Source organism: Leifsonia sp. (genome assembly GCF_051955155.1).
GTDB lineage: Bacteria > Actinomycetota > Actinomycetes > Actinomycetales > Microbacteriaceae > Leifsonia.
Map to the genome: position 1 here is coordinate 1 of NZ_JBQCGZ010000144.1, position 13,159 is coordinate 13,159.

The 13,159-nt window shown below is 70.7% G+C and carries 11 protein-coding genes; 6 read left to right on the plus strand and 5 right to left on the minus strand.

Features of this window, described 5'->3' with window-relative positions; all coding sequences use genetic code 11:
• The coding region (locus ACTHMF_RS15900; protein WP_440318932.1) for an ATP-binding cassette domain-containing protein at positions 1 to 1,773 on the plus strand (1,773 nt) is incomplete at its 5' end.
• 90 nt (positions 1,774 to 1,863) lie between these two features.
• Here ACTHMF_RS15900 and ACTHMF_RS15905 read toward each other — a convergent pair.
• Positions 1,864 to 2,655: an SGNH/GDSL hydrolase family protein gene (locus ACTHMF_RS15905; RefSeq protein ID WP_440318934.1), complete on the minus strand. Its 792-nt coding sequence runs from the start codon at positions 2,653 to 2,655 to the stop codon at positions 1,864 to 1,866.
• Positions 2,656 to 2,735: 80 nt separating this feature from the next.
• On the opposite strand from ACTHMF_RS15905, the gene ACTHMF_RS15910 reads away from it, so the two are divergent.
• The gene (locus ACTHMF_RS15910) at positions 2,736 to 4,577 is read left to right on the plus strand and encodes a DEAD/DEAH box helicase (RefSeq protein ID WP_440318936.1); all 1,842 of its coding nucleotides are present in this window, start codon (positions 2,736 to 2,738) and stop codon (positions 4,575 to 4,577) included.
• Positions 4,578 to 4,679: 102 nt separating this feature from the next.
• Here ACTHMF_RS15910 and gdhA read toward each other — a convergent pair whose 3' ends face one another.
• A complete protein-coding gene (gene gdhA, locus ACTHMF_RS15915; RefSeq protein ID WP_440318938.1) occupies positions 4,680 to 6,029 on the minus strand; it encodes an NADP-specific glutamate dehydrogenase in 1,350 nt (449 codons plus the stop codon).
• Between the two features lie 100 nt (positions 6,030 to 6,129).
• Between gdhA and ACTHMF_RS15920 the strand changes: the two genes are divergently transcribed.
• Genes ACTHMF_RS15920 through ACTHMF_RS15930 form a run of 3 tightly spaced genes read left to right on the plus strand, consistent with a single transcriptional unit; the run spans position 6,130 to position 8,193 of the window.
• A complete protein-coding gene (locus tag ACTHMF_RS15920; protein ID WP_440318940.1) occupies positions 6,130 to 6,627 on the plus strand; it encodes a DUF2127 domain-containing protein in 498 nt (165 codons plus the stop codon).
• 52 nt (positions 6,628 to 6,679) lie between these two features.
• A complete protein-coding gene (locus ACTHMF_RS15925) occupies positions 6,680 to 7,402 on the plus strand; it encodes a VIT1/CCC1 transporter family protein (RefSeq protein WP_314146996.1) in 723 nt (240 codons plus the stop codon).
• An 11-nt stretch (positions 7,403 to 7,413) separates the two neighbouring features.
• Positions 7,414 to 8,193 (plus strand): AMP nucleosidase, encoded by a 780-nt coding sequence (locus tag ACTHMF_RS15930; protein WP_440318943.1) that lies wholly within the window; start codon positions 7,414 to 7,416, stop codon positions 8,191 to 8,193.
• Positions 8,194 to 8,207: 14 nt separating this feature from the next.
• On the opposite strand, the gene ACTHMF_RS15935 is transcribed toward ACTHMF_RS15930, so the two are convergent.
• The 3 genes from ACTHMF_RS15935 to ACTHMF_RS15945 all read right to left on the minus strand — a co-directional run bounded on the left by ACTHMF_RS15935 (position 8,208) and on the right by ACTHMF_RS15945 (position 11,592).
• A complete protein-coding gene (locus tag ACTHMF_RS15935) occupies positions 8,208 to 9,596 on the minus strand; it encodes an NAD(P)/FAD-dependent oxidoreductase (RefSeq protein ID WP_440318944.1) in 1,389 nt (462 codons plus the stop codon).
• A gap of 94 nt (positions 9,597 to 9,690) precedes the next feature.
• Positions 9,691 to 11,106, minus strand: coding sequence for an aspartate aminotransferase family protein (locus ACTHMF_RS15940; protein ID WP_314146999.1), 1,416 nt, complete (start codon positions 11,104 to 11,106; stop codon positions 9,691 to 9,693).
• A gap of 3 nt (positions 11,107 to 11,109) precedes the next feature.
• The gene (locus ACTHMF_RS15945) at positions 11,110 to 11,592 is read right to left on the minus strand and encodes an Lrp/AsnC family transcriptional regulator (protein WP_314147000.1); all 483 of its coding nucleotides are present in this window, start codon (positions 11,590 to 11,592) and stop codon (positions 11,110 to 11,112) included.
• An 88-nt stretch (positions 11,593 to 11,680) separates the two neighbouring features.
• Here ACTHMF_RS15945 and ACTHMF_RS15950 point away from each other — a divergent pair, with 88 nt between their 5' ends.
• Complete coding sequence (locus tag ACTHMF_RS15950; protein ID WP_440318947.1) at positions 11,681 to 13,129, plus strand: gamma-aminobutyraldehyde dehydrogenase; 1,449 nt, start codon at positions 11,681 to 11,683, stop codon at positions 13,127 to 13,129.
• Positions 13,130 to 13,159: the final 30 nt, after the last annotated feature.

A 13,159-nucleotide genomic window follows, 5' to 3' on the forward strand; every position in this document is an offset into this window, starting at 1 on the left:
GGCGCGATCACGATCCCGGGCTACAGCATGGAGGGCTGGTTCGGCCGTATTTTCCGGGGCTCCGGCCTCTTCGACCCGGACAAGCCGATCAAGAAGTTCACCAAGAAGCAGCTGAACGACCTGCTCTACAAGGAACCGACCAAGATCAAGGTCGAGGGCATCAACCTGACGTACGAAGGGCTGATCCCGAAGATCCAGAAGTCGATGCTGTCCAAGGACGTCGATGCCATGCAGCCGCATGTCCGCGCGTTCGTGGAACGGGCGGTGACGTTCACGACCTGTCCCGACTGCGACGGCACCCGGCTGAGCGCCGAGGCCCGGTCCTCGAAGATCGCCGGCCAGAACATCGCCGACGTCTGTGCCCTGCAGATCAGCGACCTGGCCGACTGGGTCCGCGACCTCGCCGAGCCGTCGGTCGCCCCGCTGCTGGCGTCGCTGCGCGACACGCTGGAGTCGTTCGTGGAGATCGGGCTCGGCTACCTCTCGCTCGATCGCGCGTCCGGGACGCTCTCCGGTGGTGAGGCGCAGCGCACCAAGATGATCCGGCACCTCGGCTCCTCGCTGACCGACATCACCTACGTGTTCGACGAGCCGACGGTCGGGCTGCACCCGCACGACATCCAGCGCATGAACCGGCTGCTGCTGCAGTTGCGCGACAAGGGCAACACCGTGCTGGTGGTCGAGCACAAGCCCGAGGCGATCGCGATCGCCGACCACGTGGTCGACCTCGGCCCGCACGCGGGAGCCGCGGGCGGCGAGGTCATGTACCAGGGCACCGTTGCGGGGCTGCGCGCCAGCGGCACGCTCACCGGCCGGCACCTGGACGACCGGGCGCGGCTCAAGGAGACCGTGCGCTCGGCGACGGGCGTACTTCCGGTGCGCGGCGCGAACGAGCACAACCTGGTGGATGTGGATGTCGACGTCCCGCTCGGCGTGCTGTGCGTTGTCACCGGCGTCGCCGGCTCCGGGAAGAGCTCGCTCATCCACGGCTCCGTGGCGGGCCGCGACGGCGTCGTCTCGGTCGATCAGGGCGCGATCAAGGGCTCACGGCGCAGCAACCCGGCGACGTACACCGGGATGCTGGAGCCGATCCGGAAGGCGTTCGCGAAGGCGAACGGTGTGAAGCCCGCCCTGTTCAGCGCGAACTCCGAGGGCGCCTGCCCGACGTGCAACGGCGCGGGCGTGATCTACACCGACCTCGGCGTGATGGCCGGCGTCTCCACCGTGTGCGAGGTGTGCGAGGGCAAGCGCTTCGACGCCTCGGTGCTCGGCTACCACCTGGGCGGCAAGGACATCAGCGAGGTCCTGGCGCTGCCCGTCGACGAGGCGGCGGAGTTCTTCGCCGCCGGCGAGGCGCGCCTCCCGGCCGCGCACGCCATCCTGGAGCGGCTCTCCGACGTCGGCCTCGGCTACCTGACCATCGGCCAGCCGCTGACGACGCTCTCCGGCGGCGAGCGGCAGCGGCTCAAGCTCGCGACGCACATGGCGGAGAAGGGCGGCGTCTACGTGCTCGACGAGCCCACGACCGGGCTCCACCTCGCGGACGTGCAGCAGCTGCTCGGCCTGCTGGACCGGCTCGTCGACTCCGGCAAGTCGGTCATCGTCATCGAGCACCACCAGGCCGTGATGGCGCACGCCGACTGGATCATCGACCTCGGCCCCGGCGCCGGTCACGACGGCGGCCGGGTCGTGTTCGAGGGCACGCCCGCCCAGCTCGTCGCCGCCCGCTCCACCCTCACCGGCGAGCACCTCGCCGCGTACGTCGGGGCCTGACGCCCCGACATGTGCGCCACATCGTGGTTCTGGATGTGTCCGAGCCACGATGTGGCGCAAATCTCCGGTGGCGACCGCCGGAGCTCGGGCTCAGTCGCGGCTCTCGATGAGGAACGGGCCGGCGTCCGGACGCTTCGGCAGCACGTGATCGCCGGAGGACTGGTGCCGGATGCGGCGGAGCACCCAGGGAACCAGGTACTCGCGCGCCCAGGAGATGTCCTCCGCGCGGGCCTGCCGCCAGGTGCGGGGCGGCAGCGGCTCCGGCTTCAGCGGCTGCAGGTCGTTCTCCACGTTCAGGGCGGCGAGCACCATCCTGGCCACGGTGTGGTGGCCGAGCGGCGCGAGGTGCAGCCGGTCGGGAGCCCACATCCGCTGGTCCTGGATCTCGGTGAGCGCCCACTGGTCGGCCACGATGCAGTCGTGCCTGGCGGCGATCGCGCGGACGTTCTCGTTGTAGATCGCGACCTTGCCGCGGATGCCGCGGAAGACGGGGGAGAAGCCGACGTCGACGCCGGTGAACACCACGATCGTCGCTCCGTCCGCGCTCAGCCGCGTGACCGCCTCGTCGAACAGCGCCGCGATCTGGTCGGGGTCGGTGCCCGGCCGGATGACGTCGTTGCCGCCGGCGGAGATCGTGATCAGGTCGGGGCGCAGCGCGAGCGCGGGCTCCACCTGCTCGTCCAGGATCTGCTTGATCAGCTTGCCGCGCACGGCCAGGTTCGCGTACGCGAAGTCGTCGGTCTGCGCGCTCAGCACCTCGGCGACGCGGTCGGCCCAGCCGCGGTGGCCGCCGGGGCTCGCCGGCTCGGGATCGCCGATGCCCTCCGTGAACGAGTCGCCGATGGCGACGTAGCGGGACCACGGGTGCTGAGCTTCGACCATGCCTCCCATTCTGCAACGGCTGTCGGCGGCACCCGGTAAATTGGATGCAAGTGGATACGACAGCAACGCCCGGGACAGCCATGCCGGAACCCGCAGGGGCCGGAGAACGGCCCGCACCCGACGAGACCGCCGAGCACGGTCCCGGCGCGCACGCCGGAAGCTTCGCCGCCGAGCACCTGTCGCCGTCCTTCCCGGAGCGCGCCGCGTGGGGAACGGCCGGGAAGCTCCGGGCCTGGCAGGCGGAGGCGCTGGACGCGTACTTCGCCACCGAGCCGCGCGACTTCCTCGCGGCCGCGACGCCCGGCGCAGGCAAGACGACGTTCGCGCTGCGGCTCGCGACCGAGCTGCTGTCGCGGCGCGTCGTCGAACGCGTGACGGTCGTCGCGCCGACCGAGCACCTCAAGCGGCAGTGGGCGGAAGCGGCGGCCAGGGTGGGTCTGAGCCTCGACCCCGACTTCCGGAACGCCGAGGGACGGTACGCCCGGCACTACAAGGGCGTCGCCGTCACCTACGCGCAGGTGGCGATGCGGCCGAGCCTGCACAAGGACATCACCGAGTCGTACCGCACCCTCGTCATCCTGGACGAGGTGCACCACGGCGGTGACGCGCTCAGCTGGGGCGACGGCATCCGGGACGCGTTCGAGCGGGCCACCCGCCGGCTCTCGCTCACCGGGACGCCGTTCCGCTCCGACACCGCGCCGATCCCGTTCGTCACCTACCTGCCGGACCGCCAGGGCATCCGCACCTCCGTCACGGACTACAACTACGGCTACGGGCGCGCGCTGGAGGACGGCGTCGTCCGCCCCGTCATCTTCATGGTCTACGCCGGCCACATGCGCTGGCGCACCAAGACCGGCGACGAGATGGAGGCGCGGCTCGGCGAGGGCAACACCAAGGACATCACCTCGCAGGCGTGGCGCACCGCGCTCGACCCGCGCGGCGAGTGGATCCCGGCCGTGCTGAGCGCGGCCGACCGCCGGCTCACCGAGGTGCGCAACTCCATCCCGGACGCGGGCGGGCTGGTGATCGCGACGGACCACTACGCGGCGCGCGCCTACGCCGACCTGCTGCAGCAGATCAGCGGGGAGCCGGTCACCGTCGTGCTCTCCGACGAGAAGGAGGCGAGCGACCGGATCGAGGAGTTCGCCAAGGGCGACTCGCGCTGGATGGTCGCGGTGCGCATGGTGTCCGAGGGCGTCGACGTTCCACGGCTCGCGGTCGGCGTCTATGCGACCAGTGCATCCACCCCGCTGTTCTTCGCGCAGGCGATCGGCCGCTTCGTGCGGGCCAGGCGCCGGGGCGAGACGGCGTCGGTGTTCCTGCCGAACGTGCCGAACCTGATGGCGCTCGCGAACGCGCTGGAGCTGGAGCGCGACCACGCGCTCGACCGGCCTGCGCAGGAGGGCGCGGAGGGCGACCTCTGGAACCCCGAGGACGCGATGGTCGCCGACGCGAACCGCGAGGAGCGGGCGTCGGAGGCGCTGACCGAGCAGTTCGCGTTCGAGGCGCTCGGATCGGAGGCGAACTTCGACAAGGTGGTCTACGACGGCCGTGAGTTCGGCAGCTTCGCCGTCCCCGGCACGGACGAGGAGCACGACTTCATCGGCCTGCCGGGCATCCTGGAGCCGGAGCAGGTGCACGAGCTGCTCATGCAGCGGCAGCAGCGCCAGGCGCGGCGGCACTCGTCGCGTCCGGCCGCGGCAGAAGGGCACCCGCCCGCGCCACTGCACCGCACGCTCAAGGAGCAGCGCCAACTGCTGAACAGCCTGGTCGGGCTCTACTCGAAGAACTCGGGGGAGCCGCACGGACTCATCCACGCCGAGCTGCGCCGCGTGTGCGGTGGCCCGGCGGTCGCCCAGGCCAGCGTCACGCAGCTGCAGGCCCGCATCGAGTTCCTGCGCAAGCGACTCGGCCGCGCCTAGCGGCGCCGGCGACTGTGCGCGTCCGGTACGTCCGCCCCTGCGCGAGCAGGGGCACGACGTACCGGACGGGGACCGTCGCGGAAGCGGGGTGAAGGGGGAGCGTTAGATGACGCCGAGGGCGAGCATTGCGTCGGCGACGCGCACGAAGCCGGCGATGTTCGCGCCCAGGACGTAGTCGCCGGGGGCGCCGTACTCCTCGGCGGTCGCCGCGCAGCTGTCGTGGATGCTGTTCATGATCTCCGCGAGGCGCTGCTCGGCGTACTCGAACGTCCACGCGTCGCGCGAGGCGTTCTGCTGCATCTCCAGCGCCGAGGTCGCGACGCCGCCCGCGTTCGCCGCCTTGCCCGGCGCGAACAGCACGCCCGCCTGCGCGAGCACCGCGACCGCCTCCGGCGTGCACGGCATGTTCGCGCCCTCGACCACCGCGCCGACACCGCCCGCCGCGAGGGTGCGCGCCGCCGTCGCATCCAGCTCGTTCTGCGTCGCGCACGGGAGGGCGACGTCGATCCTGGTCTCGGCCGCCAGGGCCCAGATGTCGCCGCCCGCGCGGTAGTCGGCGGACGGCCGGCGCTCGGCGTACGCGCTCAGGCGGCCGCGCTCGACCTCCTTGATCTGCCGCAGCAGCTCCAGGTCGATGCCCTCCGGGTCGTAGACGACGCCGGAGGAGTCCGAGCACGCGACCACGGTGCCGCCGAACTGGTGCACCTTCTCGATCGCGTAGATGGCGACGTTGCCGGAACCGGAGACGAGCACGCGGCTGCCGTCGAGGTCGCGGCCGCGGGTGGCGAGCATCCGCTGCGCGAAGAACACCGCACCGTAGCCGGTGGCCTCCGTGCGCACGAGCGAGCCGCCCCAGCCGACGCCCTTCCCGGTGAGCACGCCCGACTCGTAGCGGTTGGTGATGCGCTTGTACTGGCCGAACAGGTAGCCGATCTCCCGGCCGCCGACGCCGATGTCGCCGGCGGGGACGTCGGTGTGCTCGCCCAGGTGCCGGTACAGCTCGGTCATGAACGACTGGCAGAACCGCATCACCTCGGCGTCCGACTTGCCCTTCGGGTCGAAGTCGCTTCCGCCCTTCCCTCCGCCGATCGGCAGGCCGGTGAGCGCGTTCTTGAAGATCTGCTCGAAGCCGAGGAACTTGACGGTGCCGAGCGTGACGCTCGGGTGGAAGCGCAGGCCGCCCTTGTACGGTCCGAGCGCCGAGTTGAACTCGACGCGGAAGCCGCGGTTGACGCGCACGCGTCCGTTGTCGTCCGTCCACGGCACGCGGAAGATCAGCTGCCGCTCCGGCTCGGTCAGACGTTCGAGCACGGCGGCCTCCGCGTAGCGCGGATGGGCGGCGATCACCGGCTCCAGCGACCCGAACACCTCGCGCGCGGCCTGGTGGAACTCGGGTTCGCCGGCGTTGCGGCGGAGGACGTCGTCGAGCAGGGTGGAGAGCACGGAGGTCAAGCGCGGCCTTTCTGACGGATGCAAGATTTCTGAGTTTACTCTCACGATGGCGGTGCTCCTGTCACTGGTCGTGCGGCCGCGGCAGGGTTTGCATGGGGGGATGGCCAGGGTCGGGTTCCTCGAGCGCACGTTCCGCGTGAGCGTGGTGCTGAAGGGCATCGACGGCGTGCTGGAGCTCGTGGGCGGCATCCTGCTGCTCTTCCTGACGCCAGAGCGGATCGGCGCGGTCGTCCGGTTCCTCACCCAGCACGAGCTCGGGCAGGACCCGGACGACCCGGTCGCGAACGCGCTGGTGCGGGCCAGCCACCAGCTGACCGGATCGGCGACGCTGTTCGGCGCGATCTACCTGCTCCTGCACGGCGTCGTGAAGGTCGTGCTGGTCTGGGCGGTGCTGCGCAGGCGGTTCTGGGCGTACCCATGGATGATCGGATTCCTGGTGGTGTTCATCCTCTGGCAGTGCTGGGAGCTGTCCCGGCACGCCAGCTGGGGACTGGTCGCGCTCACGCTGTTCGACATCCTCGTCGTCGCGCTGACGGTGCGCGAGTGGCGGGTGCAGCGACGGCTGCGGGCGGAGCCGGCGGCCCAGCCCTCCGAGTGAGGTTTGCCTGCGCTTGCTGGCCCCGCGCCGCGCGGCTTCCTAGGCTGAGCGCATGACCGAAGAAGCAGTGAACGGACGGCATCCCGGAGAACCGCACCGGGAGGGACTCGCCCAGCGGCTGAACTGGCTGCGCGCAGGAGTGCTCGGGGCGAACGACGGCATCGTGTCCGTCGCCGCCGTCGTCGTCGGTGTCGCCGGCGCGACGGAGTCCATCCCCGCCATCCTGACCGCCGGTCTGGCCGCGCTCGTCGGCGGCGCGATCTCGATGGCGCTCGGCGAGTACGTCTCGGTGAGCAGCCAGCGGGACAGCGAGCACGCCCTGATCGCCAAGGAGCGGCGCGAGCTCGCCGAGATGCCGGAGGAGGAGCTCGCCGAGCTGGCCGGGCTGTACGAGGCGCGCGGGCTGACGCCGGCGACCGCCAAGCAGGTGGCGATCGAGCTGACCGAGCACGATGCGCTCCGCGCGCACCTCTCCGCCGAGCTCGGCATCGACCCCGACGACGTGGTGAGCCCGTGGCACGCGGCGCTCGCCTCGGCCGTCGCGTTCACGATCGGCGGCATCCTGCCGCTGCTGGTGATCCTGACCCCGGCGGCCGTGCGCATCCCGCTGACCTTCGGCGTCGTGCTCGTCGCGCTGGCCGTCACCGGGTACGTCGCCGCGTGGATCGGCGGCAGCTCGCGCGGACGTGCGATGCTGCGCGTGGTGATCGGCGGCGCGCTCGCGCTCGCGGCGACGTTCGCGATCGGCGCGGCGCTCGGGACGACGGTGTCGTAGGGGAGAGGGCTGTGAAGGAGAAGCAGGAGATCGTCCGCGACTGGCTGCCGCGCTACACCGGGACGCCGCTCGAGGAGTTCGGCGAGCACATCCTGCTCACCAACTTCGGCGACTACGTCAACCGGTTCGCCGACTGGTACGGCGCCGAGGTGCGCGGCGCCGACCGAGCCATGCCGAACGCGACGGCGGACGGCATCACCATGATCGACTTCGGGATGGGCAGCCCCAACGCGGCGACGGTCATGGACCTGCTCGGCGCGGTGAGCCCGAAGGCGGCGCTGTTCCTCGGCAAGTGCGGCGGGGTCAAGCGGAAGAACCAGCTGGGCGACCTCGTGCTGCCGATCGCGGCCATCCGGGGCGAGGGCACGTCCAACGACTACCTGCCTCCCGAGGTCCCGGCACTCCCGGCGTTCCAGCTGCAGCGCGGCGTGTCGACGACCATCAGGGACTTCGGCCACGACTACTGGACGGGCACCGTCTACACGACCAACCGCCGGGTGTGGGAGCACGACGACGCGTTCAAGGACTTCCTGCGCCGCACGCGCTGCATGGCGGTCGACATGGAGTCGGCGACGGTGTTCGCCGCGGGCTTCGCGAACCGCATCCCGAGCGGCGCGCTGCTGCTCGTCTCCGATCAGCCCATGATTCCCGAGGGCGTCAAGACCGAGCTGAGCGACCGCGGGGTGACGGCGCAGTTCGTGGAGCGGCACATCCGGATCGGCGTGGAGTCCCTGCGCCTGGTGCGCCGCAACGGCCGCAGCGTCCGCCACCTCCGCTTCGAGGACGAGTAGCCGCGCGGGCTGCGTCAGTGGCCGGTGAGCGGGGCCAGGGCGCGGGCGACGAGCGAGGGGCGGCCGGTGACGCGCTCCTCCAGGTCGGCGCCCTCCATCGCCACGAGCCCGGCGTTCGCGCCGACGAAGCGCAGCGGCTCCGGCTCCCACGTCGGCGAGCGGTGGCCCACCCACGGCAGCTCGGTGAGCGCGGTGCGGCGCTCGGCGATCAGGTCGGCGAGCGTGCGGCCGGCGAGGTTCGTCGTGCTCAGCCCGTCGCCGACGTAGCCGCCGGCCCACGCCTCCTTGGCGACCGGGTCGAAGCCGACGCCAGCGTGCCAGTCGCGCGGGACGCCGAGCGGGCCGCCCCAGTGGTGCGTGATGCGCACCCCGGCGACCGCGGGGAACAGCTCGGTGAGCGCGCGGACGAGGTGCTCGCGCACGCGCGGCGAGCGGTCGTAGCCGGTGCGGATGGTGCTGCCGAGGTGGTACCGGGCGCCGCGGCCGCCGAATGCGATCCGGTTGTCCGCGGTGCGCTGGCCGTAGATGATGAGGTGCCGGAAGTCGGCGAAGGTCTGGCCGTGCTCGATGCCGATCCGCTCCCACGTCGACTCCGGCAGCGGCTCGGTGGCGATCATCAGCGAGTACAGCGGCAGGATGCGCCGGCCGACCTGCGGCAGCTGCGACCCGTAGCCCTCGGTCGCGTTCACCACGGTGCCGGCCTTCACGACCCGGTCGACGCCGTCCGCGGTCACGCGCACGACGCCGTTGCGCCAGCCGCGCACCTCGGTGCCCTCGGCGATCGTCGCACCGCGGCGCTCGACGGCGCGGGCGAGGCCGCGGACCAGCTTGGCCGGGTGGATACGTGCGCACGCGGGCGTGTGGGTCGCCGCCACCGCGTCCGGGACCCCGTAGCGCGCGCGGACCGTCTCGGTGCCGAGCAGCGACACCCGGTCCACGCCGAACTCCTCGGACTCCGCGAACTCGGCGCGCGCCGCCTCCAGCTGCACCCGGCCGCGCGCGAAGGTCACCGTCCCGCCGCGCGCGTAGTCGCAGTCGATGCCCTCCGCCTCCGCCGCGCGGCCGACCTCGTCCACCGTCGCGACCATCGCCGAGCGCAGCGCGACCGCCGCCTCCCTGCCGTACCGGGCGGCGAGGGCCGACGCGGACCACGGGAAGAGCGCAGACGCCCAGCCGCCGTTGCGGCCGGACGCGCCGAAGCCCGCGACCTCCTTCTCCAGCAGCAGGATGCGCAGGGCCGGGTCGAGCTCCTGCAGGTAGTACGCCGTCCACAGCCCGGTGAGGCCGGCGCCGACGATCGCGACGTCGGCCGTGGCGTCCTCGGCGAGGGCGGGGCGGGGACGGAAGCCGTCCTCCGCCTCCGCGATGGAGTCGAACCAGAAGCCGACGTCGCGGTAGTCCATGTCTCTCCGTGCCTCTCTCGCCCCCGGATGCACGAAACCGCAAGCCGCTCGGGTGGACGGCTTGCGGATTCGCTCTTTGGGGGTCTCGCGGGTTCTACAGGTGGTTGGTCGCCTCGGTCAGCACCGACTCCAGGATCTGCCGGATCTCGACGAACTCGTCCGGGCCGATCGTGAGCGGCGGCGCGAGCTGGACGACGGGGTCGCCACGGTCGTCGGCGCGGCAGTAGAGCCCGGCGTCGAACAGGGCCTTGGAGAGGAACCCGCGCAGCAGGCGCTCCGACTCGTCGTCGTCGAACGTCTCCTTGGTGGCCTTGTCCTTGACCAGCTCGATGCCGAAGAAGTAGCCGTCTCCGCGCACGTCGCCGACGATCGGGAGGCTGAGCAGCTTCTCGAGCTCGGCGCGGAACAGCGGCGAGTTCTCGCGGACGCGCTCGTTGAGGCCCTCTTCCTCGTAGATGTCGAGGTTCTCGAGCGCCACCGCGGCCGAGACAGGGTGACCGCCGAAGGTGTAGCCGTGGTAGAACGACGTGTTGCCGTGCTTGAAGGGCTCGTAGATCCTGTCGCTGATGATCGTCGCGCCGATGGGGGAGTAGCCGGAGGTCATCGCCTTCGCGCAGGTGATCATGTCGGGCACGTAGCCGTACTGGTCGCACGCGAACATGTGGCCGATACGGCCGAAGGCGCAGATGACCTCGTCGCTGACCAGCAGCACGTCGTACTTGTCGCAGATCTCGCGCACGCGCTGGAAGTAGCCGGGAGGCGGCGGGAAGCAGCCGCCCGAGTTCTGCACCGGCTCGAGGAAGATCGCGGCGACGGTCTCCGGACCCTCGAACTGGATCATCTCCTCGATGCGGTTGGCGGCCCAGACGCCGAAGGCCTCGATGTCGTCGCTCGGGGCGCCCATCTCGTCGGCGCGGTAGAAGTTGGTGTTCGGGACGCGGAACCCGCCGGGGGTCAGCGGCTCGAACATCTCCTTCATCGCGGGGATGCCGGTGATCGCCAGCGCGCCCTGCGGGGTGCCGTGGTAGGCGACCGAGCGCGAGAGCACCTTGTGCTTGGTCGGGCGGCCCTGCAGCTTCCAGTAGTACTTGGCGAGCTTGAACGCGGTCTCGACGGCCTCGCCGCCGCCGGTGGAGAAGAACACGCGGTTCAGGTCGCCGGGCGCGTAGTTCGCCAGCCGGTCGGCGAGCTCGATGGCGTTCGGGTGCGCGTACGACCAGATCGGGAAGAACGCGAGCTCCTCCGCCTGCTTCGCCGCAGCCTCCGCGAGCCGTTTGCGGCCGTGGCCGGCGTTCACAACGAACAGGCCGGAGAGGCCGTCGATGTAGCGCTTGCCGTGCGAGTCCCAGATGTGGTGTCCCTCGCCCTTGGTGATGATGGGGACGCCGTGGCCCTCCTCCATCACCGACTGGCGCGCGAAGTGCATCCAGAGGTGGTCGCGGGCCTTGGCCTGCAGCGCCGCCTCACCAGCGGCGATCGGCTCGCCGAACGTTTCTACGGTTGTCGTCATGGTTTATCGCGTTCCCCAGTTGTAGAACTGTTTGTGGAGTTTGAGATAGACGAACGTCTCGGTCGACAGCACGCCGTCGAGCGTCCGGATCTCCGAATTGAGCATCGTGATGAGGTCGAGGTCGTTCTCGCACACCACCTCGGCGAGGATGTCGTACGTCCCGGCCGTCAGGACCACGTAGTCGACGGCCGGCATCGCGGCCAGCTTGTCGGCGACGGCCCTGGTGTCACCGGTGACGCGCACGCCGATCATCGCCTGGCGGTAGAAGCCCAGCTGCATCGGGTCCGTCACGGCCACGATCTGCATCACACCCGACTCGGTCAGCTTCTGGACGCGCTGGCGGACGGCGGCCTCGCTGAGACCGACGGCCTTGCCGATCTCCGCGTACGACTTGCGTCCGTCCACCTGAAGCTGCTCGATGATCGCCTTGGAGACGTCGTCGATGACAGCAGCCTTCGCGCCATTCGTTGCCCGAGGGGTACTCATGGAGCGATTCTGTCAGTGGGTGGGCACTCTGGCAAGCGAATCCGCACATTCTCGCCCGATTCGATGACGAAATCAGTAGACTCCCGGCATGAGTTCATTGACGAGCACCGCTGATCTGAGGAACTTCGTGAACGGCCGGCGCGTGGATGCGCGGGGCAGCGAGAGCATCGACCTCGTCGACCCGGCGACCGAGGAGGTCTACGCGACCGCGCCCGTCTCCACCGAGGAGGACGTGGCGGAGGCCTATCGCGCCGCGCAGTCGGCGTTCGAGGAGTGGGGCCAGACGACGCCCGCCGAGCGCTCGCTCGCGCTGTTCCGGATCGCCGACGCGATGGAGGCGCGCGCCGAGGAGTTCGCCGACGCCGAGTCCCAGGACACCGGCAAGCCGCGCGCGACCCTCGTTGACGACGAGATCCTGCTCTCGGTGGACCAGATCCGGTTCTTCGCTGGCGCCGCACGCAACCTCGAGGGCCGCTCGGCCGGCGAGTACATGAAGGACCACACCTCGTTCATCCGCCGCGAGCCGATCGGCGTCGTCGGCCAGGTGACGCCCTGGAACTACCCGCTGAACATGGCCGTCTGGAAGTTCGCGCCCGCGATCGCGGCGGGCAACACCACGGTGCTGAAGCCGTCAGACACCACGCCGCTCTCCACCCTGCTGCTGGCGGAGGTCGCGGCCGAGTTCCTGCCGGCCGGCGTGCTCAACGTCGTCCTCGGCGACCGGACGACCGGCGCGGCGATGACGGCGGACCCGATCCCGCAGCTGATCTCGATCACCGGGTCCGTGCGCGCGGGCATGGAGGTGGCGCGGGCCGCCTCGTACGACCTCAAGCGCGTGCACCTCGAGCTCGGCGGCAAGGCGCCGGTCATCGTCTTCGACGACGCGGACATCCAGAAGGCCGTCGAGGGCATCGTCGCCGCGGGCTACTTCAACGCGGGCCAGGACTGCACGGCGGCGACGCGGCTGCTCGTCCAGGAGGGCATCCACGACGAGTTCGTGGCGGCGCTGACCGCCTACGCGCGCCAGAACGCCCGCACCGGCGGACCGCGTGAGGACGGCGTGCTGTACGGCCCGCTGAACAACGCCAACCAGCTGGCCCAGGTGAGCGGCTTCGTCGAGAGGCTGCCAGAGCACGCGACCGTCGAACTGGGCGGCCGGCGCCAGGGCGAGAAGGGCTACTTCTGGGAGGCGACGGTCGTCTCCGGTCTGCGCCAGGACGACGACGCGGTGCAGAACGAGATCTTCGGGCCGGTGCAGACCGTCCAGAAGTTCACGGACGAGGCAGAGGCGATGCAGTGGGCGAACGGCGTGAAGTACGGTCTGGCGTCGTCGGTCTGGACGAAGGACCACGGTCGCGCGATGCGGTTCGCCAAGGGCCTCGACTTCGGCTGCGTGTGGATCAACACCCACATCCCGATCGTCGCCGAGATGCCGCACGGCGGCTTCAAGCACTCGGGATACGGCAAGGACCTCTCGATGTACGGCTTCGACGACTACACGCGCATCAAGCACGTCATGTCGTACATCGGTGAGTGACGACGCGCCGGACAATCAATCATCCTGTCC